A 22,101-nucleotide genomic window follows, 5' to 3' on the forward strand; every position below is an offset into this window, starting at 1 on the left:
CAGAAAAAAATAAGCATAATACAGAAACAATAAACAGCGACATCAAAGGAGAATGCAGAATATGAATGATACGCTGATCAAGGTGGAAGACCTTTGCAAGATTTATAATCCCGGCGAAAATGAAGTAAGAGCCCTGGATCATGTGAGCCTTGAAATAAAAAAAGGAGAACTGGTGGCAATCATCGGGCAATCAGGTTCTGGCAAGTCAACTTTTATGAATATGCTTGGGTGTCTCGATGTGCCTACCTCGGGAAAGTATTATCTGAACGGGACTGATGTGTCCGAAATGACGGACAATGAACTCTCGGAGGTAAGAAACCATGAAATTGGATTTATCTTTCAGGGATTTAATCTTATTGCAAATCTGAATGCAATTGAAAATGTAGAATTGCCGCTGATCTATCGTGGAATTGATCGTAAGACGAGACATGAACTGGCTATCGAATCTCTGAAAATGGTTGGCCTGGAAAAACGTATGGATCATAAGCCAAGTGAGATGTCCGGTGGGCAGCAGCAGCGTGTGGCAATTGCAAGAGCAATCGCTGCACAGCCTCCGGTCATTCTTGCAGATGAGCCGACAGGAAACCTGGATTCTGCATCCAGTAAGGAGATTCTTGCAATTTTAAAGAAAATGCATAAAACAGGAAGAACAGTAATATTGATCACGCATGATAATGGTATTGCAGCACAGGCAAGACGTGTAGTGCGTATCATGGATGGTAAGATAGAATCGGATACAATCAATCCGGATTTTGACCAGGAGGAGGCATAATGAAAAAGAAAAAGTCCAAAAAGAAACTGGTGATCGGAGTTGGGATTCTGGTCGTGGCAGTAGTAGCCGGTGTCAATATCTATGGCAGTATGAATGCAGCGGATTCGGCAATTCCGCAGGTGAAAACAGTATCAGCTGTCCGCGATAATGTTCAGCAAACGGTAGAAATCAGTGGTACAGTAGTAAGTGAAGAACAGAAAACATATTTTTCTCCTGTCAATGCCAAAGTTGATACAGCTGCGTTGAAAGAAGGGGAAACTGTAAAAGCAGGAAGCAGCCTGATCGAATTTGATCAAAAAGACCTGGAGAGAGAGGCGAAGAAAGCTGATCTGAATGTAGAGTCCGGAAAACTGGATATGAAAAATACTTTAAAAAAATCGGATGAGGCAGTTCGGAAGCAACAGAATGCGGCAGGTGATGCGGCAAGTCTAAAACAGCAGGTTGCCGCTCAGGAAAATTATGTTGCAAGTCTGAAAGCAAGGATTTCGCAGGCAAATGCCAATGCACAGGCAGCATCTTCCAAAGCTGCAGCAAAGAAACAGGCAGATGCAGCTGCCGCACAGGAGGCACAGCAGCAGGAAATACAGCGTGAATATGCACAGGCACAGACTACATATCAGAATGAAACCCTTCCTGCGTATCAAAATCAGCTGAATACACTGAACAATGAAATGAATCAGGCACAGTCGGATTACAATCAGGCAGAGAACAGTTATCAGATGGCTTTTCAGGCGTGGTCTGCAGACCAGAGTGATGATAATGAAAATGCACTTGAGATAGCAGAGCAGATGAGAAGTGAAGCGCAGATTACATATCAGAATGCAAAAACAGCTTATGAAGATTATAAAGCGCAGAAGCCGGCTGCTCCGGTAATGTCTGACTTCACCGGCGAGGCTGACATTGTTTCTGACGGAACGTCTGCAGATGTTTCTGCATCTGCTTCTTCCAGCACGGATGATACTGCTGTGACAGCGGATACTACTGCACTGGAGAATGAACTTGAAAAAGCAAGTAATAATCTTGCAGAACTTCAGTCAGAACTTTCCTCGAAGGAAGCGGCTGCAGAAGCAGATACGGGTGCTGTGACTGAAGAAGAAAAAGAAAAAATGGAAATTACCAATAATCTTTCTGAACTGGATCAGATGTCTGCACAGGAACTTGTAGAAGCAGCAAAGAAAGGAATCAAGGCTGATTTTAATGGTGTGGTTACAAAAGTTTCTGTGGTTGAAGGTGCAACTGCAACACAGGGAATGGAATTGTTTACTTTACAGAATACTGATAAAGTAGATGTGAATGTAAATGTTTCGAAATACGATTATGATAAAGTGAAAGAAGGTCAGTCTGCGGACATCACCATTGCAGGAAAAATTTATGAAGGTGAAGTAACGAGTATCAGCCATGTTGCTACTCAGAATGAAAAAGGTGCTTCTTTGATTTCTGCGGATATTCGTATCAAGAATCCGGATGAAGATATTTTTCTTGGTGTGGATGCCAAAGTAACGATTCATGCAGAAGAGGTGGACAATGTAGTTGTACTTCCGTCTGAAGTAGTTAATATAGGAAAAGAGGGCTCTTTCTGTTATGTACTTGAGAATGGGGTTATTACCAAAAAGGATATCACAACAGGAATCAGTTCGGACGAATATGTAGAAGTGCTTGACGGCATTAAAGAAGGTGATGAAGTTATCCCGTGACCTTGGTTTCCTGGAAGAGGGAATGCAGGCAGAAGCTGCTGATAGATCCGGAGATGTGAATGGTGAAAATACAGAGACAGATAATGCAGAAGAAGGTGTCTGATGGGCGGATTATATGAATATATAAAAATGGCTGTCCAGAATATCCGGGCAAATAAAGGACGTTCATTTCTTACCATGCTGGGAATTATTATTGGCATTGCTTCGGTCATTGCAATCGTTTCCATCGGCGAAGGAACGAAGAATCAGATGAACAGTGAGATCGATGGAATTGGCTCAGGGCTGATCGCTATCGATGTCAGTAATGATGCCATGACGGAAGATGAATGGATCACACCGGATGATGTACAGGAAATCCGTAAGCTCGATACAGTAGGTGGTGTTAGTGTTTCAAACAATTACGATGGTGAAACGGTGACCGGTAAGGGGAATTTTTCTATCATGCTGACAGGTGAAGGTCCCGATGCCAAAATGATCAATAATTCCGATATGAAATATGGAAGTTATTTTGGCGAGACAGAGATTGAAGAGGGCAAAAATGTATGTGTAATCTCAGATACAGATGCCAGGCAGCTTTTTGGTACAGATGATGTTGTTGGTATGAGCCTTGATATTACCTGTTATGATTCTTCAAAATCTTTTCGCATCATGGGTGTCACTACGCAGAAAGAAAATGGAACATTCGTAAGTTATACTTATGATGGAATGCCGGTTACGGTAAATGTTCCGTATTCTTCCATGGATGATCTTGTGGGTGGAACCGATGAATTTTATTCCATTACAGTGGTTCAGGCAGACAAAACACTAGATTCACAGATCGTTGCAGATCAGGTCGTGCATCTTTTGGAGAAACGTCATCAGTGCGCAGGGGAAGACTATTTTCATGTGCAGAGTTTCCAGGATGTCCTGCAGTCAATGAATGAAATGCTCGGTATGGTGACGGCATTTATTTCATTTGTTGCCGGAATTTCTCTTTTGGTAGGTGGAATCGGTGTTATGAATATTATGTTGGTATCTGTTACAGAAAGAACACGTGAGATTGGAATCCGTAAATCACTTGGCGCCAAGACCTCTTCTATTATGTTACAGTTCCTTGCGGAAGCGGCAATCCTTACAGTTATGGGAGGCGTGATTGGAATTATTCTTGGAATTCTTGCAGGTTATGGAATCTGTTCTATCATGAGTGGAAGCATGGGAATGACGATCACACCGGGAATCAGCCCGACAGTGATTCTGGCGGCAACACTTTTCTCCTGTGCGGTCGGTGTATTTTTTGGAATCTATCCGGCGAAGAAAGCTGCAAAACTCAGTCCGATCGAGGCTTTGAGACGAAATTAAGTTGAATAGTTTTATAAAACCAAAATGGCTCTTCGGTATCCTTTTATAAGGAATATCGCAGAGTCATTTTGGCTTTTAAGGTTTAATTAAAGTTAATTCACACTATCACCTTTTTTCTGTTTTATATTTTATAGAAGAGGGAAGAAAAAGCCCGGGAAGTTTTATCAAGACATAAAGGATGATAAACTTTCCAGTATGTTTTTGGGTTTAGCTGCATATATGACAGGCTTCGCAGGCGGACGGTGCAGTTGCACAGCCGCCGAGAGCGGTTTCGCGTAATTCGGCAGGTAGTTTTTTGCCTACAGTGTACATGATCGTGATCATCTCATCAAGGGGAATGAGCTGCGTGATTCCGGCAAGTGCCATTTCGGCAGCAACGAGAGCATTGGCAACTCCGGCAGCGTTTCGGTTCTGGCATGGATACTCGACAAGGCCGCCGACCGGGTCACAGACAAGTCCAAGCATATTCATCAGTACGGTAGATGCTGCGTGGGTACATTGCAGGGGTGTTCCGCCAAGTAATTCAGTAGCTGCAGAAGCTGCCATGGCAGCAGCAACACCTGTCTCTGCCTGACAGCCACCGACTGCACCGGCAACAGTTGCATTTCTCATGGCAAGATAACCAATGGCACCAGCATTAAAAAGTGCTTTTTGGATATATTTGTCAGAGTAGTTGTAAACTTCCTGAAGGGCAAGTAAAAGGCCTGGAACGATTCCGGCAGAACCCGCAGTCGGAGAGGCCACGATTAGCCCCATGGAAGCATTGGTTTCCAGAGTTGCCATAGCGTAGGTGATGGCTTTTTCAAGCAGTTCCCCGCAGATCCCTTTGCCGGAAGCCTGATGAAGGAAGAGTTTTTTTGATTCACCGCCAATCAGTCCACCCATGGATTTTACAGGGTGTTTGATTGGTGAAAAAGCAGCTTCTTTCATAATCTCAAGAACATGTGTCATGCGAGCGTTTACTTCCTGTTCTTGCATTTCACCAATTATAATTTCTCTCTGGCGCATAATTTCAGAGATTGGAAGATCTTTTTCTGAACATAAAGCCAGAAGTTCTTTGGCATTTTTAAATTCTCTCATCATATTCCTCCTACATCTGTACGATCATCACTTCGTGGATATGCTGATTCTTGCGAATCGTATTTCCAATATCTTCTGGAAGACGTCCATCGGATTCGACGATCGTGTAGGCAATCTCGCCTTTGGACTCTCTGAAAAGGCGCATAAAGGCAATATTTACATTTCGATCGCTGAGACATTTGGTGATATAGGCAGCTACACCCGGTTTATCCTGATGGATGACGATAATAGCGCTGTATTCGCCGGAGAAATCGACCTGTACAGAGTTGATCTTTACGATGCGGACTTTTCCGCCGCCAAGGGATTCGCCGCGGACAGTCATTTCCTGACCGTTGTTATTGACCATATGAATGTCAACAGTATTAGGATGAATGTCAGTTTCTAATTCATTAGGAGTAAATGAGAAGGTAAGGCCTTTTTCTTTTGCAATTTCAAAAGAGTTACGGATGCGCATATCATCGGTGGAAAATCCCATGATACCTCCCAGCAGAGCCCGGTCAGTACCGTGTCCTTTAAAAGTCCTTGCAAAAGAGCCATAAAGAGTAAAGTTTACTTCTTTTAGTGGACAATTGATCATTTTCTGGGCTAAAAAACCGATGCGGGCAGCTCCGGCAGTATGGGAGCTGGAAGGTCCGATCATGTTTGGCCCCATTACATCAAATATGCTGATAAAAGACATGTTTTTTCTCCTGATTGTACTTTATTTTTATAGTATCTGTATTTATGAAAAAAATACAGCGAATGTCCTTATAGATATATTGTACCATCCTCATCAAAATGAAGCAATTTAATCAGGTAAAATGGATATTGATGAATAAAAAGAAAAATTTAAAAAAATTAAAAAAAGGTGTTGACAATTTGCTCACTTTGCAGTAGAATACATTTTGTTGTGAGCGACAAGTACTCACAAATACAAAATGTGCGTTTAGCTCAGCTGGATAGAGCGTTTGGCTACGGACCAAAAGGTCGGGGGTTCGAATCCTCTAACGCACGTCATATAAAAAATAAGACTCAACGGAAATGTTGAGTCTTATTTTTTGTTCGAGTCCAGTCGGACTCGAACGGGTTCAATCTACATTTCATTTCGGTCGCTGCTGCGTGCCACTGGCACGCAGCAGCCTCTAACGCACGGTTCAGTGAAAAAAGGACTATCAAATATTTTTTTTAAAAAGATTCCCTCCGATATAGTTAAAATGATTTTACCAAAAAAATCAGAAAAATACGATAGAAAAAACTGTTATTATGAAAATCAATTGCGGATAAAGCGAAGATATTTGTTAGCTTTATAAAATATGCATGTTATAATAGGATCATCTTAAGTAGTAAGTAAAGGAGCATGCAATATGAACAGTATTTTTCACAGAATCAGCGTAAGAAAATATGAAGACAGACCAGTAGAAAAGGAAAAAATCATGGAGATTCTGAGGGCGGGAATGCAGGCACCGAGTGCATGTAACCAGCAGCCATGGGAATTTTATGTGGTGACAGATAAAGAAAAAATCCAGAAATTATCCAAAGTGACACCATACACCGGTTGTGCAACAGGGGCACCTGTAGTAATCGTTCCTGTATATCGTACAGAAGGGCTTGTGGCACCGTCTTTTGCACAGATTGACATGGCGATTGCACAGGAAAATATCTGGCTGGAAACAGATGCGCAGGGTCTTGGCGGTGTATGGTTTGGCATTGCACCAGTGGAAGACCGTATGGAAGAAGTACACAGACTCCTGGAACTTCCGGAAAATGTGAAGGTATTTTCTATGTTTGCACTGGGTTATCCGGCAGAAACAAGACCTCAGCAGAATCGCTTTGAGCCTGAAAGAATACATTTCATAGAAAAATAAAAAGTTATTACAGATAATAGAGGGAGAGAAATTTATGCAGGATATTTTAGTTGTGGTAGATATGCAGAATGATTTCATTGATGGCACACTTGGGACAAAAGAAGCTGTCGCAATTGTTCCCAAAGTAGAGAAGAAAATCAGAAATTTTAAAGGAACCGTTCTTTTTACACGAGATACTCATGAAACATGGTATCTGGATACTCAGGAGGGAAAGAAACTTCCAGTACCACACTGCATCCGGAATACAGAAGGATGGCAGATCAGAAGTGAACTGGATAAGCTCAGAAAAACAGAAACGATTGATAAAGATACTTTTGGTTCTACAGATCTGGCAGATGAACTGGTGGCAATGAATATCGATGATGATATAGGAAGTATTACATTTATTGGACTCTGCACAGATATCTGTGTGATTTCCAATGCACTTCTGGTAAAAGCAGCCCTTCCGGAGGTCCCGATCATAGTAGATGCTGCATGCTGTGCGGGTGTGACACCGGAAAGCCATGAAAATGCACTGAAGGCTATGAAAATGTGCCAGATAGATATTGTTGGATAAAATGAAGGGCTGGCGCACAAGCAGTCTGCCGAGAGAATGGAAGGATAAAATTTTGAAATGTAACAGGGAAGGAAGATAGTATGAAAGGGTTTGTATGGGCAGTATCAATTGCTATATACCCAACCGATCTGGTGATAAAACAGAAATAGACATGATAATGTTGTGTCAAAAAGGAATTTATGTAATAGAAAATAAAAATTATTCAGGATGGATATTTGGTGACGAAAAAAGTAAGAACTGGTGCGAAATACTGAAAGGAAAAAAATATTTTTTTTATAATCCAATAAAGCAAAATAAAAGTCATATTAAAAACCTGGAAAAACAGTTACAGGTAGGTGATGATAAGTACGTTTCGCTTATTACATTTAATGCGAATGCAAATCTAAAAAAAGTTTCTACAGAGAGTTCGGGTATATACGTGGTTGGATATAAGCAGTTAAAGAAGTTTATGAAAAAACAGACAGATAAGCCCGATATTTTAACTGATGAAGAAATAGAAAATATATATCAACAGCTTCTGCCGGGGACTAAACTCAGTAATGAGGAAAAGCAGGAACACGTAAACAGAATAAAACAACAGTATAAAAAATAACTATTTGACAAGAGGGAAACAGTGCAAATGCCCCATGTTTCCTGAATATAAAGCCAGAGAATCAGTGAAAAAGTTGATTTTCTGGTTTTCTATTTTATATGTATTCAAATATATTGACAAGTACATCGAAGTGAGATATAACATGACTATCGAAGTACGATATATCGCACTGAAAGGAAAACACTTATGGATGCGCACATAAAAAAGGTTTATGTTCCCATGACGGAGACAAGCTTTTATATATTGTTATGTCTTCGCACCCCGAATCATGGGTACGGGATTGTACAAAAGGTAAAAGAGCTGACGGATAATGAAGTGGTGCTCGGTCCGGGAACTATGTATGGGAGCCTTTCGAAAATGGAAAAAGATGGTTTGATTCACTTTATCAGGGAAGAGGACAAGAGGAAAATTTATGAGATCACAGAACTTGGTACAGAAGTTCTGGAGCTTGAACTGAAGAGAATCCGCAGGTTGTATCGGAATGCACAGGAGGTAACGAAATGAAAGAACTCAAAAAAGAATTTCGCTGGTTTAACATCATGGAGTACGAAAAAGAAGAAAATTACCTGAGTAAAAGACACCAGGAAGGCTGGAAATTCAAAAGAGTGACTTTTCCTGGTGTGTATACATTTGAGCGGTGTGAGCCTGAGAAGGTAATCTATCAGTTGGATTACAATAAAGAAGGAATCAAACACCAGATGGAATATGTGCGGATGTTTGAGGACTGTGGATGGGAATACCTGACAGAGTTTGAGGGATACAATTATTTCAGGAAACCAGCAGATATGATGCAGCAGAAAGAAGAAATATTCTGTGACGACATCTCACGCCTGGATATGATGAATCGGATTTTTATAGGAAGAGTAATTCCGTTGATCGTAATTCTTTGCGGTCTGATCTGGCAGCTTTATATATCTGCGACAGACCATAGTGAACGGGGTTGGTTGCCGGTATTTATTGTATTAGTGATTATATACATTATTACTTTCCTACAGTTTGCAGTAAAATATTTTGTATTTCGGAAAAAGGTAAAATAATAGCATTCGTTTGACGAAGCATTAATAGAAAGAGTTCATTATTTGGGGAGCAATGACCTCAGGTGATGGACTTTTTCTGATTTTATAAAGAAATTTGAATTTTTTTGTTACCATTCAGGCTTTTTTACGATATATAGTATGAGTAGAAAAACGAGGAGGACAACCTGTAAATGAAAGACAATGAAATCATATCTTTGTTTGAGCTAAGGGATGAGCATGCGATTGAAGCATTGAGCGACAAGTATCATCCGTACTGTTACAAGATTGCCTGGAATCTGCTTACAAATAAAGAAGATTCGGAAGAATGCCTGAATGATACCTGGTTTTCGGTCTGGTCGTTGATTCCGCCGAAGAAGCCTTCCGTGTTATCATATTTTTGTGGCAGGATCACAAGGAATTTAAGCATTGACTGTCTGCGTAAAAAATATGCCGACAGGCGCCCGGATTTGCACATGGCAGATGTCCTGGGAGAAATGGATCAGTTAAGTGTTACCTATACCATTGAAGATCAGCTGGCAGAAAAAGAACTGCTGGAAATTATCAATGATTTTCTTGGAAAAATGAATGCAGAGGACAGAGATATTTTCGTGAGAAGATACTGGTTTTTTGATTCTGTTGCGGCGATTGCCAAGAGGCATGCGGTGTCCGTCGGAAGTGTGAAAATGAATCTGTACCGGAGCAGAAAGAAGCTGTTGAAGGTCTTAAAAAAGGAAGGAAAACACTTATGAAAAAATTCGATTTTTCAAAAGAATTTGGCAATATTGATCTGAAATATATCCGCGAAGCAGAGGGAGAATGGAAAGGGAAGAAAAAAGCCTGGGCGCCATCATTTTGGAGTAAACTGGTGGCTGCCTGTGTGATCCTGGCTTTGATTTCAACGGTTTTATCGAATCCGAAAGTACAGGCTGCGATTAAAAATCTTGCTTTATCCATAGGAGAAACTCTGGGATTTCAAAAGGAAATTGAGCCATATACGGAAGCTTTAAACATTTCCCAGACGGATCATGGGATTACTGCAAACATAAAAGAAGTTGTTCTGGATGAGGGTGTTTTGCTGTTCAGGGTGCATGCAGAAATTGATAATACCGAAGAAAATGAGAAGAAGAAAACTGCGAATATTTCATCTTTTAGGAATACGGGGATCACACTTGATATGGGTAAAACTACAATAAACGGACAGAAGCTGGATGAATATATGAATGCGGAGTATTCTCCTTATTCTGTAGATGATTTATTAGATGCAGATACAGATAGCGATGAAAAGGAATATGACCGTGTACAGGAGTACCGCTTTCATGCACCGACAGATCTCGGAGAAAATCCGGAGATACATCTTGTACTCAATGCGTTTGATTATGATGACTGGGAAAAATCAGTGGCAGAATTTACATTTGATTTTAACATTTCGTGTGAGAAAATCCTGAAGCAGACAACGAATAAAGAACTGGAAAATATTTCTGTCCAGACAGAAGAAGGTACGGTGACACTGAAAGATATTTTCCTGAACAAGTTACAGAGCAGTATCTCAGCAGACGTGCCGGAAAAATTGTTCCAGAAGTATGAAGTTGAGTTGCGTGGAACGGACAGCAAAGGAAATAAAGTGCGGTATGAGCTGAAGGATGATGCAGAAACGGAAGCCATAAGTCGTAACTGGAAATTCAAGACAGATTTCTGGAGAACTTATGGAAGTGCAGGAGATGATGAAAGACCGGAGATTCCCAATCCTGACAGCGAATACCTGGAATTACAACTTTATTTGAAATCCGATGCTATAATAGAAAACAATGTTATTAAAAGGTACGATTTAGATGACGACACCTATGCCGAAGAAGAAAGCAAAGTCTACGATGCAGCAGATGATTCTGAATGGAAAGCTGTTGGAGAGAAGATACGGATCAATATCAGATGAAAGTAAGGAGGAACTGAGAAATGAAGAAAAAATTGATTGCATTAATCGTGGCAGGGGAATTGTTAATATTCAGTGGAGTAGTCCTGGGATATTATCATCCGGTTGCAGGAAGTATCTTTGAAATAATTGGAGGGCTGTTGAACCTTTGCTTCTTTATACTGCTGCTGGTATATGCTAAGAAGAATAAAAAGAAATAAGAACTTTCAACAAGAGGTGACAGCATGAATTTTGATACATACAAAATCAAGGATGAATTGTTAGAAATTTATAGTGGCAGTGAAGAAACTTTCTGTGTCGGTAAAATTCTGTCCAAAAACAGGGATAGTATTCTTTTCAGATCTTATGATGCGCAGGGGAAGAACGATGGGTTACATTTTATAAAAAGCAGTCATATCAGCGAAATAAAATCAAACACACAGTATTTAAGAAAAATGCAGTTATATTTAGCATACTGGAGAGAACAGGAGGATGCACCTTTAACTAACCCATTTAAGAAGCATCCTGCATTGTCTGGGCTATTGGCATATGCGATGGAGAATAAGAAGATAATTACTGTTTTCTGCAGTTCCAAACCGGACGAATTGCTTACCGGTTATGTAGAGACATATGACAATAAAAAAATTAAATTGAACTGTGTGGATATGGAAACTGCCTGCATTTATGAAACTGCAACGCTGCTTAAAGAGGATATTTTTTATCTGGAAGTTGACAGTTTGGACAATGAATTACTGAAATATGCCAATGAGAAAATAGAGAGGTAAACGATTAATCAGGGAAGGAGTGAACAGATGAAAAAGATGATCATATTTGCCTTAATTATGGCTATATCCGTAGCAACACCAATCCAGGCAATGGCAGAAAGTGTTACACAGTCTGACGTGGAAATGCAGCCTTCGGAACAGAACATTGAGCAGATCATTGATGAGATTACGTCTGAAACGCATCCAATAAATTCTGATGCGATCCAGAATGTAAAGGAATACATCATCCAATATTGGGGTGATTTGGGATATGACGAGATAGAATGTCAGAAGTTTGAATATAATGATGAAAATAATGAGAATGCAATACGGCGTTCCTCACAGGTAGATGTATTTCTGGCACCAACGGCCGAAAATGCAACTATTGACGGCACTGGTGAAAATATTATTGTGACAAAAAAGTCATCCACTGATATGACGAAAAATCTGATCATAAGTGCCCATTATGACAGTGCAGAAGATTCGGTAGGAGCCAATGATAACGGTTCCGGAGTGGCAGCAGTACTTGAACTGGCAAGAATTTTAAAAGATACAGAGATGCCGTATAATGTAAAATTCATCCTGTTTTCGGGCGAAGAAAAATATATGCTGGGTTCAAGATGGTATGTTGGCAATCTGTCTGAGGACGAGCGGAAGCAGATCATCGGAGTAATAAATATTGATACCATCGCAGAAAAAAGTGATCTGGGTTATATGGCGATGATCGAAGGAAACAAACGACCAGATGATATAGAGTATGACGATGAGGGATTGAAAAAACTGGCCGAGTTAAATAAAAACAGCATGTCAGATTTATTTACATCCAGTGACAGATTCTACCTGACAATGGCAACTAACAGTGACCATTATCCATTTGCTTTGGTGGATATCCCGGCAGTTTCCATTGTCCAGGACTGGCAGGATGGATTGAACGTGAATGACAGTTCTGATGTAAAAGAGAATATGGATATGCAGAGGATTGTGGAAGTGATTGAGAAGGTTACGGAAGTGCTTTCTGAGATACCATCAAATAATTAATAAAGAAGAGAGTAAAGCAGAGCCGGGATTCGAAAGGATCCCGGTTTTTTGCAAGTTTAAATGACAAAAGAAATTCTAATTTTTTTGTTACCACCCGGGATTTTTTACGATATATAGTATGAGCAGGAAAATTTTCTTTCGAAATACAAGACAAGGAGAAACAAAACGATGAAAAAAGGAACAATGATGGTTTTTTCGGCATTATTGATGAGCTGCTTTTTAGCAGTTCCGGCAGAAGCTAAGAGCATCGAGAATAGTACTTACCGCGTATGCAAAAACGATATTTTTATTGACTATGATCAATTAAATTGCAAAAAGATCGTTACGAAAGTAAAAGATGACGGGTCTTTCACTGCGATTGATTTGGGAGAGTGGTTAGAAGAACAGGATATTTATGATATTTCGGTAATTGAAGATGATGAAAATACCGGCTATAAAACAATGTTTTATGAAAGAAATCTAGAAAAAGAGGCATCAGATGAATTTTATGATTCAGAAGATACTTCCTGTATTGATTTCCAGGGATTGGTGTATGAGGGAGATGTTATCCGCAGTACGGATTCTTTCCAGGAAACGGTAACGGAAGTAAGTTTTGATGGAAGCTTCTATACGGAGACGGAAATGACAGGTCTGTATGTGGATGGAAAGACAACTCGAATTAAATAATTTATGGAGAATAGAAGGGGCTATCGTGATGATATGCTCCTTTTTCATGCTATAATTCAAAAAAATATAAATTTTTTGAGACGATCATCAAAAAAATACGACTTTATAATTGAAAACATTTTTGAGGAGGTGAACATCATAGACGATATAAAAATCATAGAGCTTTATTTTGAAAGAAATGAGCAGGCGATTAAGGAAACGGATATAAAATATGGGAAGTTCTGTCGTAATATGGCCTATAAAATTCTGAATAATCACCAGGATTCGGAAGAGTGTGTAAATACCACTTATTTAGAAATGTGGGATAGAATCCCACCGACAAGGCCTGCCAAATTTAAAGCTTATATTTCCAGAATTGTCAGAAGTACTTCTGTAGATAGAGTAAGGCATCTGACAGCTAAAAAGAGGTCGGCTGATATGGTTATGGCATTGGATGAACTTACAGATGTACTGCCGGATGAAAGGTATGCTCCTGGAAGGAACGATGAAGAGATTGGAAAATTGATTAGTATTTTTCTACGTGAACAAAAAGAAGAGGTTCATAGGGTGTTTGTTCTAAAATATTTTTATTTCGAATCTAACAGGGCTATTGCAGAAAAATATGGTTTTACTGAACGCAAAGTAACAAATATGCTGGCCCGCACCAGAAATAAATTGAAAAAATATCTGATTGAGGAGGGAATCTACATATGAATATACCAAGAATTGTAGATGCTATCGGTTATATTGATGATGACCTTATCACGGCAGCACTGGAAGATCCGCCGAGGAAAAGGCATAATCTTATGATTAAATGGATGTCGGTTGCCGCTTGTTTGGCGCTAGTCATGATTGCAGGTATTCTTGTTCCACATTTTTTACGGACTGCTACAATAGCTGAAAGTAAATATAAATATCATGTTTCTGAAACAGAACGGGCGATAGAATGGCCATGGAAATACAAGACTCCTGCTGAAAAGTATCCTGTTGTTAAATTTAATGGAAAACAGTTTACTGCGAAAAGTCAGAATTCTATTCATACAGAGGTAATGGGGGAGGTAATTGGCAACTGTGTGGCAGAAGGGCTTGATTCTGATACAGGAAAGGCATACACGGAAACATTTGAGGTGCGGAAGATTAAGGGCATATCAGAGGAACTGATGATTGCCGTAGGCAATGAGGATGGATTTTATGTTTATGCGGCTGATGAAGAGGCGGTTCCAGATACGTTAAGTAAGTTACTGGAACTTTATGAACTTTCTCAAAACTTAGAGTTGAACTATGCGACAAAATGTGAAGGTTATGAGGAAAAAGAGGAGCTTTTGCTGGATAATGATGAGAAGATCTGGCGGATCCTTTATGGCTGTGGCGATGCAAAGCTTGATGATACAATTGACTTCTTTGAAAGAGAGAATCGAAGATGTCTGGCTTTTACGGCAACTTCTGAAGCATTGGGTGTCTATAACCGGGTGATCTACATTTCTGAGGATGGTTACTTTGCTACTAATATTTTTGATTATGAATATAGTTATTTTATTGGAAAAGAGGCAGCAGGACAGATCATCAGTTATGTACAAAAACATTCCGCGGAAACAAAGTCCAGTACCAGTCTGCCAACCATATCCGGAACTGTTACAGAAATAGGAAATGGATATATTATGGTTGATGACACCGTTTTATGTAAGAAATCAAAAGCAGGAAAGAAATATAAGGTATATACAGATGATATAAAAATAAGAAGATGGATTGAAAGCGGAGAACTTAAAGAAGGGGATCTGGTAATTGTTGAATATGAAGGTGAAATTTCCAGTAACTATGAAGTAAAGGGAGCGTATTCCATATTTACAGGAACTCTTGAAGAAAATGGTATTTTAAACCAGGAATAACAAAAACAGGAAAGGGAAGGTTACAGATGTGAAGATAAAACGAAATTATTTGATAAAGATTGCACCGGCTGTTTTATTAGTAGTTGGTGCTTACTGGCTCCTCGGTTCTGATTTTTTTACATTTCTGATCTGGTGGGAAATGATATGCCTACTAGGTCTGGTATTTATGCCGGTAACATCCCGTATATTCAGGGGCTTTGATGATAATGGCTGGATGTTTTCTAAAGTACTGGCAGTCGCTGTATGCGGATATGTGCAGTGGCTGCTGGCCTGTTTAAAAATCACTCCATTTACGGGAATGACTTGTGTTATCATCACGGTTATTTGTTGTCTGGGCAGTATTTTGTATGGAATCAAATGTAAGAACAGAATCACGAATTCTCTTCCCTGGGAACAGACAACCCTGGTTTACCGGGAAGAAATTCTGTTTTTTCTGGTGTTTCTTTTCTGGACATATCTGGCGGGATTTCATCCGGCGGCTCATGGAACGGAAAAATATATGGATTTTGGTTTTATGCAGTCCATGATGAGAAGTACAACCTTACCAGCCCAAGATATGTGGTTTGCCGGAAAGTCTTTTAATTATTATTATGGTGGACAGTATCTTGCCGTATTCCTTACGAAGCTGACCGGGACAAGCGTGGAGATCACTTATAATCTGATGAGGACTATGGTCGCCGCTTTTGCCTTTGTTCTTCCCTTTAGTCTGGTACGCCAGATGTTGAAGGACAAATTAAGGACTGGGAGAAAATGGTCTTTAGATCTTGGTGGTATCCTGGCAGGGATGGCGGTGTCTATGAGTGGGAATTTCCACTATATTATTTATGGAATCATCCTTAGACTGCTGAAAATAAAAACAGATTACTGGTTTCCAAGCTCTACCCGTTATATAGGTTTTGATCCGGCTGTGACCGGGGATGAGACAATCCATGAGTTTCCGTCCTATTCGTTTGTACTGGGAGATCTTCATGCCCATGTGATCAATGTCTTTTTGGTCCTGACGGTACTTGGAATCCTTTATTCCTGGATGAAGACAAATTCGGGAAAAAGTTGGAGACAGAAAGAAATCGGACTGCTTGGATTGCTTCTGGGAATGTTCCTTTTTTCTAATACCTGGGATTTTATGATCTATTACGTTGTAATCTGCGGAACATTGCTCTTGGGAAATCTGAAACGTTATTCCTCTGATCCTTTTATAAGCCAAGCATTGAAATGGAGTGTGATACAGTGGGGTGAACTGCTATCTGCTGCTTTCCTTGCATCACTTCCATTTCATCTGTCTTTTGAAAATGTAATGGTCCAGGGAATTGGAATCGTAAAAATACATACTGCTTTTTACCAGTTCTGTGTATTATGGGCATTCCCGCTTTTGGTCTGTGTACTATTTGTTATTGGAATTCTGAAAAAAATACGAACATTTCCAGATAAAAAGATACGAAGTTTTTTTAGCAATGTAAAGTATCCTGATTTGTATGGGCTGGCTCTTGTACTTTGTGCTATGGGACTGATCTTTATTCCTGAAATTGTTTATGTCCGGGATATTTATGAAAAAACAGCTCCAAGAGCCAATACCATGTTTAAACTGACTTATCAGGCATACATCATGTTTGGAATTATGATGGCATATATATTGGTTTCATTTACAGTAACCAGGATAAAAAGATGTAATGGTGCTGACAATGCTGTAATATGTAAAGGACTGCTGAGGTGCCCAAGACGTCAGGTCCTGACAGGGATCATTGTGATCCTGCTTCTGATTTCAACTTGCGGATACCTGGAAAATGCAACCATTCATTGGTTTGGAGGATTCCCGAAAAGAAGTGCATACCAGACACTAAACGCAACGAACTATTTGGAAAATGCGATTCCTGATGATGCCGCTGGAATCCGCTGGCTAAATGATAATGTCAATGGACAACCTGTTGTTCTTGAAGCCAGTGGGGACAGTTATAAGGATTATGATAACCGTGTTTCGGCAATGACAGGACTGTCAACGGTTTTAGGCTGGTATGTGCATGAATGGCTGTGGAGAAATAATTTGGAAGAGGAAAATCAACGAAAAGAAGATGTGCAGACCATATACACTTCAAGCAACGCTGAGCAAATAAAATCCTTGATAGAAAAGTACAAGATTTCCTATTTATTTATTGGAAGCTGTGAAGTTGAGAAGTATGGAGAGATCAATAGCGAATTCTTAACTTCGCTGGGAAAAGTTGTTTTCCGACAGGGTGAGACGATGATAATTGAGGTTTTCGATGGGGAGAGGGGTGATTGATATAAAAAAGATAAAATTTTGTAAAATGTGTTACCTTATGTAAAAAAATACGATTAATTATATAGATGGCAAATTTGGGCAAAGGAGGTTATGCATGATTGTTTATCAGCCATACAGAAAATGAAAGGAGTCTAATCATATGAAACATAAGGTAAAGATTATAATACTCAGTGTTTTAGGAGTTTTGCTTGTGGGATCATCAGTGGCATATGCATACTCACAAAAAGGCACTCTGATCTCACAGAAAACAGAGGAGCTGCCTGACGGAAATATTTATGTTGAAGAATTATATGAAATAGATCAGTAAGACAGAAACAGAGGGGATGGCGTATTGATACGACATCCCCTTTATATGGCGAGAGTTGTTAATTACTCTAAAAATAAGTTAAACAAACTGAAAGTTGGCTGAATATGCATTATATAAGCAAGAATGTTTTTTTCGAAAAACGAATAATGTTAAACTCAATTCGCCATTCAATATCGTCTGATACTGGTTTGAAGTGTAGAGCGGAGTAAGCAACATGGAGATTTGCCTGATTGTTGTTGCCACACAGGATTATAGTTGGCTCGTCCGCACCACCGATAATATCAATACAGGCAAGATCAGTTTGTACTTCCGGTGAAAAAGAGTCTGTTGCAGGAGCAACTTCTAAAGGTTTATCGTTATCAGCACAATCATGAATCGAAATATCATTGTCCGGTTCAGGAGAAAGTGTATAGCTCATAGTGGTAAAATGTGTGGGATACAACCAACGGTCAGAGTCCATGCGGTTTTGAGAAAGTGTCTGCTGTTCCAATTTTTGCACAGTTAATGTATATTTTGTTTCACTGACCGGATGGGAGAAAGCAAACTGGTCACCGGGAGAGTGTATCTTAAAATGCGGTCCAGGCATACGAAATGGTTGTTGCTCTATTGTAAGCGAAAGAGATTTTATTGCAGGACGGCGTTTATCTGGCCACAGAAATGCCGCCCTAAAAATCATCCATCCATAGGATGTATCCAATTCGTAGTGTTTTAATACCCATTTTGCTTCCGGTTCATTGTTTATTTCGTCCGGTAAACATGGATTAAAGACTACTGAACAGCTGTGAGAGGCCTGCATTGTTGTTCCATTTAATTTTAAACAAGGAATAATATCAAGGCAAAGCGGGTTGTCTAAATCTATTTGCAGTTGTTGTTCTTGTGTAAAATTTAAACAGGAGTCATTTTCGGGGGTTAAATCCCATTTTTTCATAAATTCGCGAATATCCTCTGCCAGGGTACACATACAAAAATCCAAGACAAGACCCTTGTTGCAAGAATATGCCGCGGGAATAATCCAATGATGTCCAGCCCATTCAAATTGCTTATCCAATCGGATTTCTGTTCCGGCACGGTCTTTTCCTGAAGGCTCCCAGAAGTTTCCGTCAAAATAAACCTTCCATTCAGGGATAGGCGCTTCTGCATCCGGGTTCATATCAATATCATGTGTATTATCTTCACAGCACCTTGCTCTCACAGAGGAAAGGTCAATTACGCTTTGTAAAAATTTCTGAAATATTCTGTTCATAATGATCTCCATAATTCTGATTTTCTGAGTTACTTCTTGATGATATCATAAAAATGTTTTATTTCACATTTTCATTTATTTTCTATGTCTTGGATCTTGAAAGGAAATATTCTACTCATACTACATATCGTAAAAAATTTCATATGGTAACAAAAAAATCCATTTTTTTAAATCAGAAAAAAGTCTACTACTCATTCAAGTAATGGGCTCCTTACTTTGGTTTGTTAAGATATACTAGGTAAAAAGGAGAACAGTGTTTGAAGCATTTTTACTTTATGTGATTACTTGTATATGGGCAAATATAGAATGGTACTTTAGAATGGGCTATGGTAAAATAAGACAAAAGCTTAAAAGGTTTTTGAAGACAAAATAATGTTAAAATATTTTAGACATACAATGTCTGGTTGAAAATTAGTGGATTCTCGTTTTATGTCGTGGTAATTTGGGAGCATGTTGGTAAGCTGTAAGTGAAAGAGAGGTAGGAGCATGGACACGAAAAAGATTGGAGCTTTTTTAAAGCAATGTCGTAAGGAAAAAAATCTGACACAAGAGCAGCTTGCTGAAAAGTTTGGAGTATCCGCAAGAACAGTTTCCAGATGGGAAACAGGAACAAATCTGCCGGATCTTAGTATACTTGTTGAACTTGCTGAGTATTATGATGTTGAAATGAGAGAGCTCCTGGATGGAGAAAGGAGCCAGACTATGAATAAAGAGATGAAAGAAACTCTGGACAAAGTTGCAGTGTATGAAGAATGGGCGAAACGAAAAGCATTAAAAGCTGGAAATCTTGCATTTGCATCAATGTTTATGATCGGTGTTGCGGCAATTATTATTCAGATGCTATTGACAGTGGATATTCGCTTTGTTTTAGGAGAAACAATAAGCGTTTTAGTAGGAGGAATCCTGTATGCAGCTATTATGGTATACAATGGAATATGGGATAAATGTCTGCCAAAAAGTGCTACCATATGGAGAGATTTTCTTACCAGTGTGATATGTGCAGAAATTTTTTCTGCCATCTATGGTGTATGTTTGTTAAGAATGGGAGCTACAGAAACACAGATAACACGATTAGCATTGGAGTTTTTGATTGGCATTACTATTGTGGCATTTATTATTCTTAGAATCTTGGCATTTATCAATCAGAAAAAGAATCAAAGGCCAGCAAATGATCAGGATGAAAAAGCGGCTTCATTATCTAAGATGGAATATATTAAGATTTACAATGCACAAAATATAGTAGAGACAGAACAAATCATGGAAATGTTAAAGCAAAATGGAATAGTAGCTTTTTCGCAGGAACCAGGTGCGAATGTTGCGATGCATGTGGTGTCTGGATTTGGAATATATGGTGTGGATATATTCGTAAAAACCGATGATGCAGAGAAGGCAGCAGAGTTGGTTAAGGAGATTAGGAATCAAGAGAACGAATAAAATTTTTGACATTTTCACAGATGCGTGCTAATATGATTATAGAAAAGGGTGCTACCGATAGACGGTTAGTCCACATATTTATTGATTACAAAAGTAACCGCTTAGTTTTGCAGACAGGACGGTTATTTTTGTGTCTTATTATTATCCTTGCCGAATGTGTATCCGGCACAAAAGCAGGTAATGCCGAAGCTCACAACTGCAATAAAGTCCACAATACTCATTGGCTTAGCCCTCCTTTCCAATGGATTCCCCTACAGGATTCTATGTAATCAGAGGGTCACAGTCCCTCTGTTGAAGGACTAACCGCCTACCGTTATGGTAGCACCCATGTTTTGAGTATAACAGTTAGTAGTCGCAGGTGCAATATAAAGTAAGTAGAGAAGTGTGTATAAAAGAATTTCATAGTGAGCGTATATGGAGGGAATAATGGAAGTTTGTGCATGTTTAGGATATAATGAGTCGTTAAAACTACCCGAAAGGAATTGAAAAAATGAGAGTTTACATATTAGCTTTACAGAATAGAATATATTTTGCAGAGAAGCTATTGGAAGATATTAAAAATGCGAGGATTATTTCAAAACCGTTTGTAGATGAGACAGTTACAGAAATAGCTACTGATGTAAAAAGAAGAATAGCAGGCGCAGATATTATTTTAGCAATCATAGATGAAAAATCTAACAATAGCGTAATGTTTAATACAGAGCTTCAACTAGCTTTAATGGAGAGTAGAAAAAATAGAAATAAAATGTTGATACCTATTATTTTGGATGATGTGGCTGTTCCCGTTACAATAGAAGATACACTGTACATTAAGTGTAACTCTGAGTCTGAAGAAGATTTAGAAAAAACAAAATTAAAAATTGTGAGGATGATGGAGCATAAAAGATATATTGTTAAAAAACAAAAGTTAAGAGAGAATAAAAGTAGAACATCTTCAATGGTAATTTTGACTTTAGCGATTGAAGTGTTTGCAGTATTATTTATAGTTTTGCTTATTAAAGAACCGTCCTTTAATATAGGGCATTGGGATGATAAAGGCATAATGATATCATCATTAGTGGGTATAATGACAACATTATCTATTGCTACACTTTCTACGAGCTATTTATCAATTATGAAACGAAGAAGGTAGGAAGATGAAGAAGAAGAAATAGAATTTTATTCAAGACGATTAAAAAGAGCAATAGTTCCAGAAGAATCAAAACAACCGCAAAATAATAAATCAGGAAATGAAGAAACGAAAAAAGAAATAGATGCACTAGGCAGGATGATGATAAATCTTGAAGATATTAAAGAGTTTTATACATGGAGCCAGAAACAAGCCAAAGCTTCATTTATTTTAGCCGTGTCAATGTGCATTTCTGGATTTGTTTTGATGGTAGTAGCTATTCTTTTGCCAGTTGTATTCAGATTGAGTTTTCAGATGTCAATTATTCCTGCTGTAGGCGGAGCTATAACGGAAGTAATTGCGGGAACTGCATTGATAGTATATCGTAATTCATTATCACAGCTTAATCATTATCATAAGGCTTTACATGAAGATGAACGTTTTTTGTCAAGTGTAAATTTGCTTGGGAAATTTAGTACAGTTGAAGCTCGAGATGATATGTTACGAGAAATCATAAGAAGTGAAATACAAATGAATCTAGCTGTAATACATGAAAATGTAAAATCAGATAGTTCAAGTATAAAAGAAAATTCTAAAAAATAG

General features: G+C 38.9%; 24 protein-coding genes and 1 tRNA gene. 22 read left to right on the top strand and 3 right to left on the bottom strand.

The window, feature by feature from the left end:
* Positions 1–61: 61 nt before the first annotated feature.
* The 3 genes from LI112_RS08805 (at position 62) to LI112_RS08815 (ending at position 3,804) form a co-directional block, all read left to right on the top strand.
* On the top strand, positions 62–772 hold the full coding sequence (locus LI112_RS08805; RefSeq protein WP_022389048.1) for an ABC transporter ATP-binding protein: 711 nt from the start codon (positions 62–64) through the stop codon (positions 770–772).
* Positions 772–2,466, top strand: a complete 1,695-nt coding sequence (locus tag LI112_RS08810; protein ID WP_227190570.1) for an efflux RND transporter periplasmic adaptor subunit — start codon at positions 772–774, stop codon at positions 2,464–2,466. Before LI112_RS08805 ends, LI112_RS08810 begins: the two co-directional genes overlap by 1 nt.
* A 102-nt stretch (positions 2,467–2,568) precedes the next feature.
* Positions 2,569–3,804, top strand: coding sequence for an ABC transporter permease (locus LI112_RS08815; RefSeq protein WP_005424098.1), 1,236 nt, complete (start codon positions 2,569–2,571; stop codon positions 3,802–3,804).
* A gap of 207 nt (positions 3,805–4,011) precedes the next feature.
* On the opposite strand, the gene sdaAA is transcribed toward LI112_RS08815, so the two are convergent.
* Both sdaAA and sdaAB read right to left on the bottom strand, forming a co-directional pair.
* Positions 4,012–4,884 (bottom strand): L-serine ammonia-lyase, iron-sulfur-dependent, subunit alpha, encoded by an 873-nt coding sequence (gene sdaAA, locus LI112_RS08820; protein WP_022389045.1) that lies wholly within the window; start codon positions 4,882–4,884, stop codon positions 4,012–4,014.
* Positions 4,885–4,894: 10 nt separating this feature from the next.
* Positions 4,895–5,563, bottom strand: coding sequence for an L-serine ammonia-lyase, iron-sulfur-dependent subunit beta (sdaAB, locus tag LI112_RS08825; RefSeq protein WP_227190571.1), 669 nt, complete (start codon positions 5,561–5,563; stop codon positions 4,895–4,897).
* 240 nt (positions 5,564–5,803) lie between these two features.
* Here sdaAB and LI112_RS08830 point away from each other — a divergent pair.
* From LI112_RS08830 to LI112_RS08905, 16 genes are all read left to right on the top strand, one after another.
* Positions 5,804–5,877: transfer RNA gene (locus LI112_RS08830), tRNA-Arg, on the top strand.
* A 350-nt stretch (positions 5,878–6,227) separates the two neighbouring features.
* Positions 6,228–6,728, top strand: coding sequence for a nitroreductase family protein (locus LI112_RS08835; protein ID WP_005424053.1), 501 nt, complete (start codon positions 6,228–6,230; stop codon positions 6,726–6,728).
* A 34-nt stretch (positions 6,729–6,762) separates the two neighbouring features.
* On the top strand, positions 6,763–7,284 hold the full coding sequence (locus tag LI112_RS08840; RefSeq protein WP_227190572.1) for a cysteine hydrolase family protein: 522 nt from the start codon (positions 6,763–6,765) through the stop codon (positions 7,282–7,284).
* Positions 7,285–7,378: 94 nt separating this feature from the next.
* Complete coding sequence (locus tag LI112_RS08845; RefSeq protein WP_227190573.1) at positions 7,379–7,876, top strand: nuclease-related domain-containing protein; 498 nt, start codon at positions 7,379–7,381, stop codon at positions 7,874–7,876.
* Between the two features lie 186 nt (positions 7,877–8,062).
* Positions 8,063–8,380, top strand: coding sequence for a PadR family transcriptional regulator (locus LI112_RS08850; RefSeq protein ID WP_022387757.1), 318 nt, complete (start codon positions 8,063–8,065; stop codon positions 8,378–8,380).
* Complete coding sequence (locus LI112_RS08855) at positions 8,377–8,913, top strand: DUF2812 domain-containing protein (protein ID WP_227190574.1); 537 nt, start codon at positions 8,377–8,379, stop codon at positions 8,911–8,913. Before LI112_RS08850 ends, LI112_RS08855 begins: the two co-directional genes overlap by 4 nt.
* A 170-nt stretch (positions 8,914–9,083) precedes the next feature.
* The gene (locus tag LI112_RS08860) at positions 9,084–9,641 is read left to right on the top strand and encodes an RNA polymerase sigma factor (RefSeq protein WP_227190575.1); all 558 of its coding nucleotides are present in this window, start codon (positions 9,084–9,086) and stop codon (positions 9,639–9,641) included.
* Positions 9,638–10,822 (top strand): DUF4179 domain-containing protein, encoded by a 1,185-nt coding sequence (locus LI112_RS08865; RefSeq protein ID WP_227190576.1) that lies wholly within the window; start codon positions 9,638–9,640, stop codon positions 10,820–10,822. Before LI112_RS08860 ends, LI112_RS08865 begins: the two co-directional genes overlap by 4 nt.
* 20 nt (positions 10,823–10,842) lie before the next feature.
* The gene (locus tag LI112_RS08870; protein WP_154780451.1) at positions 10,843–11,019 is read left to right on the top strand and encodes a hypothetical protein; all 177 of its coding nucleotides are present in this window, start codon (positions 10,843–10,845) and stop codon (positions 11,017–11,019) included.
* A 24-nt stretch (positions 11,020–11,043) separates the two neighbouring features.
* Positions 11,044–11,583 (top strand): hypothetical protein, encoded by a 540-nt coding sequence (locus tag LI112_RS08875; protein ID WP_117593428.1) that lies wholly within the window; start codon positions 11,044–11,046, stop codon positions 11,581–11,583.
* Positions 11,584–11,610: 27 nt separating this feature from the next.
* Positions 11,611–12,600, top strand: a complete 990-nt coding sequence (locus LI112_RS08880) for a M28 family metallopeptidase (RefSeq protein WP_138344473.1) — start codon at positions 11,611–11,613, stop codon at positions 12,598–12,600.
* A 168-nt stretch (positions 12,601–12,768) separates the two neighbouring features.
* Positions 12,769–13,266: a hypothetical protein gene (locus LI112_RS08885; RefSeq protein ID WP_117593430.1), complete on the top strand. Its 498-nt coding sequence runs from the start codon at positions 12,769–12,771 to the stop codon at positions 13,264–13,266.
* Positions 13,267–13,269: 3 nt separating this feature from the next.
* Positions 13,270–13,959, top strand: coding sequence for an RNA polymerase sigma factor (locus LI112_RS08890; protein WP_227190577.1), 690 nt, complete (start codon positions 13,270–13,272; stop codon positions 13,957–13,959).
* Entirely contained in the window at positions 13,956–15,131 is a 1,176-nt protein-coding gene (locus tag LI112_RS08895) for a hypothetical protein (RefSeq protein ID WP_055056687.1), read from the top strand. Before LI112_RS08890 ends, LI112_RS08895 begins: the two co-directional genes overlap by 4 nt.
* A 28-nt stretch (positions 15,132–15,159) precedes the next feature.
* Positions 15,160–17,406, top strand: a complete 2,247-nt coding sequence (locus LI112_RS08900) for a DUF2298 domain-containing protein (RefSeq protein WP_227190578.1) — start codon at positions 15,160–15,162, stop codon at positions 17,404–17,406.
* 139 nt (positions 17,407–17,545) lie between these two features.
* On the top strand, positions 17,546–17,713 hold the full coding sequence (locus LI112_RS08905) for a hypothetical protein (protein ID WP_015543165.1): 168 nt from the start codon (positions 17,546–17,548) through the stop codon (positions 17,711–17,713).
* Positions 17,714–17,822: 109 nt separating this feature from the next.
* Here the strand turns inward: LI112_RS08905 and LI112_RS08910 are convergent, their stop codons facing one another.
* Positions 17,823–18,956 carry a hypothetical protein gene (locus LI112_RS08910; protein WP_117628551.1) on the bottom strand — a complete coding sequence of 378 codons (1,134 nt, stop codon included), beginning with the start codon at positions 18,954–18,956 and terminating at the stop codon, positions 17,823–17,825.
* A gap of 486 nt (positions 18,957–19,442) precedes the next feature.
* Here LI112_RS08910 and LI112_RS08915 point away from each other — a divergent pair, with 486 nt between their 5' ends.
* The 3 genes from LI112_RS08915 (at position 19,443) to LI112_RS08925 (ending at position 22,101) form a co-directional block, all read left to right on the top strand.
* Positions 19,443–20,390: a helix-turn-helix domain-containing protein gene (locus LI112_RS08915; protein WP_055056684.1), complete on the top strand. Its 948-nt coding sequence runs from the start codon at positions 19,443–19,445 to the stop codon at positions 20,388–20,390.
* A gap of 490 nt (positions 20,391–20,880) precedes the next feature.
* Positions 20,881–21,522 (top strand): toll/interleukin-1 receptor domain-containing protein, encoded by a 642-nt coding sequence (locus LI112_RS08920; protein ID WP_129795638.1) that lies wholly within the window; start codon positions 20,881–20,883, stop codon positions 21,520–21,522.
* A gap of 138 nt (positions 21,523–21,660) precedes the next feature.
* The gene (locus LI112_RS08925; RefSeq protein ID WP_129795639.1) at positions 21,661–22,101 is read left to right on the top strand and encodes a hypothetical protein; all 441 of its coding nucleotides are present in this window, start codon (positions 21,661–21,663) and stop codon (positions 22,099–22,101) included.

The sequence above is a fragment of the Blautia sp. 210820-DFI.6.14 genome, from assembly GCF_020558815.1.
Taxonomy (GTDB): domain Bacteria; phylum Bacillota; class Clostridia; order Lachnospirales; family Lachnospiraceae; genus Blautia_A; species Blautia_A obeum.

Excerpts from the sequence above, each read along its gene's own strand:
- LI112_RS08850 (WP_022387757.1), top strand. The coding sequence starts at position 8,063 with ATGGATGCGCACATAAAAAAGGTTTATGTTCCCATGACGGAGACAAGC.
- sdaAA (WP_022389045.1), bottom strand. The coding sequence starts at position 4,884 with ATGAGAGAATTTAAAAATGCCAAAGAACTTCTGGCTTTATGTTCAGAA.
- LI112_RS08920 (WP_129795638.1), top strand. The coding sequence starts at position 20,881 with ATGAGAGTTTACATATTAGCTTTACAGAATAGAATATATTTTGCAGAG.
- LI112_RS08835 (WP_005424053.1), top strand. The coding sequence starts at position 6,228 with ATGAACAGTATTTTTCACAGAATCAGCGTAAGAAAATATGAAGACAGA.
- LI112_RS08925 (WP_129795639.1), top strand. The coding sequence starts at position 21,661 with ATGATAAATCTTGAAGATATTAAAGAGTTTTATACATGGAGCCAGAAA.
- LI112_RS08880 (WP_138344473.1), top strand. The coding sequence starts at position 11,611 with ATGAAAAAGATGATCATATTTGCCTTAATTATGGCTATATCCGTAGCA.
- LI112_RS08910 (WP_117628551.1), bottom strand. The coding sequence starts at position 18,956 with ATGAACAGAATATTTCAGAAATTTTTACAAAGCGTAATTGACCTTTCC.
- LI112_RS08915 (WP_055056684.1), top strand. The coding sequence starts at position 19,443 with ATGGACACGAAAAAGATTGGAGCTTTTTTAAAGCAATGTCGTAAGGAA.
- LI112_RS08895 (WP_055056687.1), top strand. The coding sequence starts at position 13,956 with ATGAATATACCAAGAATTGTAGATGCTATCGGTTATATTGATGATGAC.
- LI112_RS08855 (WP_227190574.1), top strand. The coding sequence starts at position 8,377 with ATGAAAGAACTCAAAAAAGAATTTCGCTGGTTTAACATCATGGAGTAC.
- LI112_RS08845 (WP_227190573.1), top strand. The coding sequence starts at position 7,379 with ATGGGCAGTATCAATTGCTATATACCCAACCGATCTGGTGATAAAACA.
- LI112_RS08810 (WP_227190570.1), top strand. The coding sequence starts at position 772 with ATGAAAAAGAAAAAGTCCAAAAAGAAACTGGTGATCGGAGTTGGGATT.
- LI112_RS08885 (WP_117593430.1), top strand. The coding sequence starts at position 12,769 with ATGAAAAAAGGAACAATGATGGTTTTTTCGGCATTATTGATGAGCTGC.
- LI112_RS08840 (WP_227190572.1), top strand. The coding sequence starts at position 6,763 with ATGCAGGATATTTTAGTTGTGGTAGATATGCAGAATGATTTCATTGAT.
- LI112_RS08865 (WP_227190576.1), top strand. The coding sequence starts at position 9,638 with ATGAAAAAATTCGATTTTTCAAAAGAATTTGGCAATATTGATCTGAAA.
- LI112_RS08875 (WP_117593428.1), top strand. The coding sequence starts at position 11,044 with ATGAATTTTGATACATACAAAATCAAGGATGAATTGTTAGAAATTTAT.
- LI112_RS08870 (WP_154780451.1), top strand. The coding sequence starts at position 10,843 with ATGAAGAAAAAATTGATTGCATTAATCGTGGCAGGGGAATTGTTAATA.
- LI112_RS08905 (WP_015543165.1), top strand. The coding sequence starts at position 17,546 with ATGAAACATAAGGTAAAGATTATAATACTCAGTGTTTTAGGAGTTTTG.
- LI112_RS08890 (WP_227190577.1), top strand. The coding sequence starts at position 13,270 with ATGGAGAATAGAAGGGGCTATCGTGATGATATGCTCCTTTTTCATGCT.
- LI112_RS08860 (WP_227190575.1), top strand. The coding sequence starts at position 9,084 with ATGAAAGACAATGAAATCATATCTTTGTTTGAGCTAAGGGATGAGCAT.
- sdaAB (WP_227190571.1), bottom strand. The coding sequence starts at position 5,563 with ATGTCTTTTATCAGCATATTTGATGTAATGGGGCCAAACATGATCGGA.
- LI112_RS08815 (WP_005424098.1), top strand. The coding sequence starts at position 2,569 with ATGGGCGGATTATATGAATATATAAAAATGGCTGTCCAGAATATCCGG.
- LI112_RS08805 (WP_022389048.1), top strand. The coding sequence starts at position 62 with ATGAATGATACGCTGATCAAGGTGGAAGACCTTTGCAAGATTTATAAT.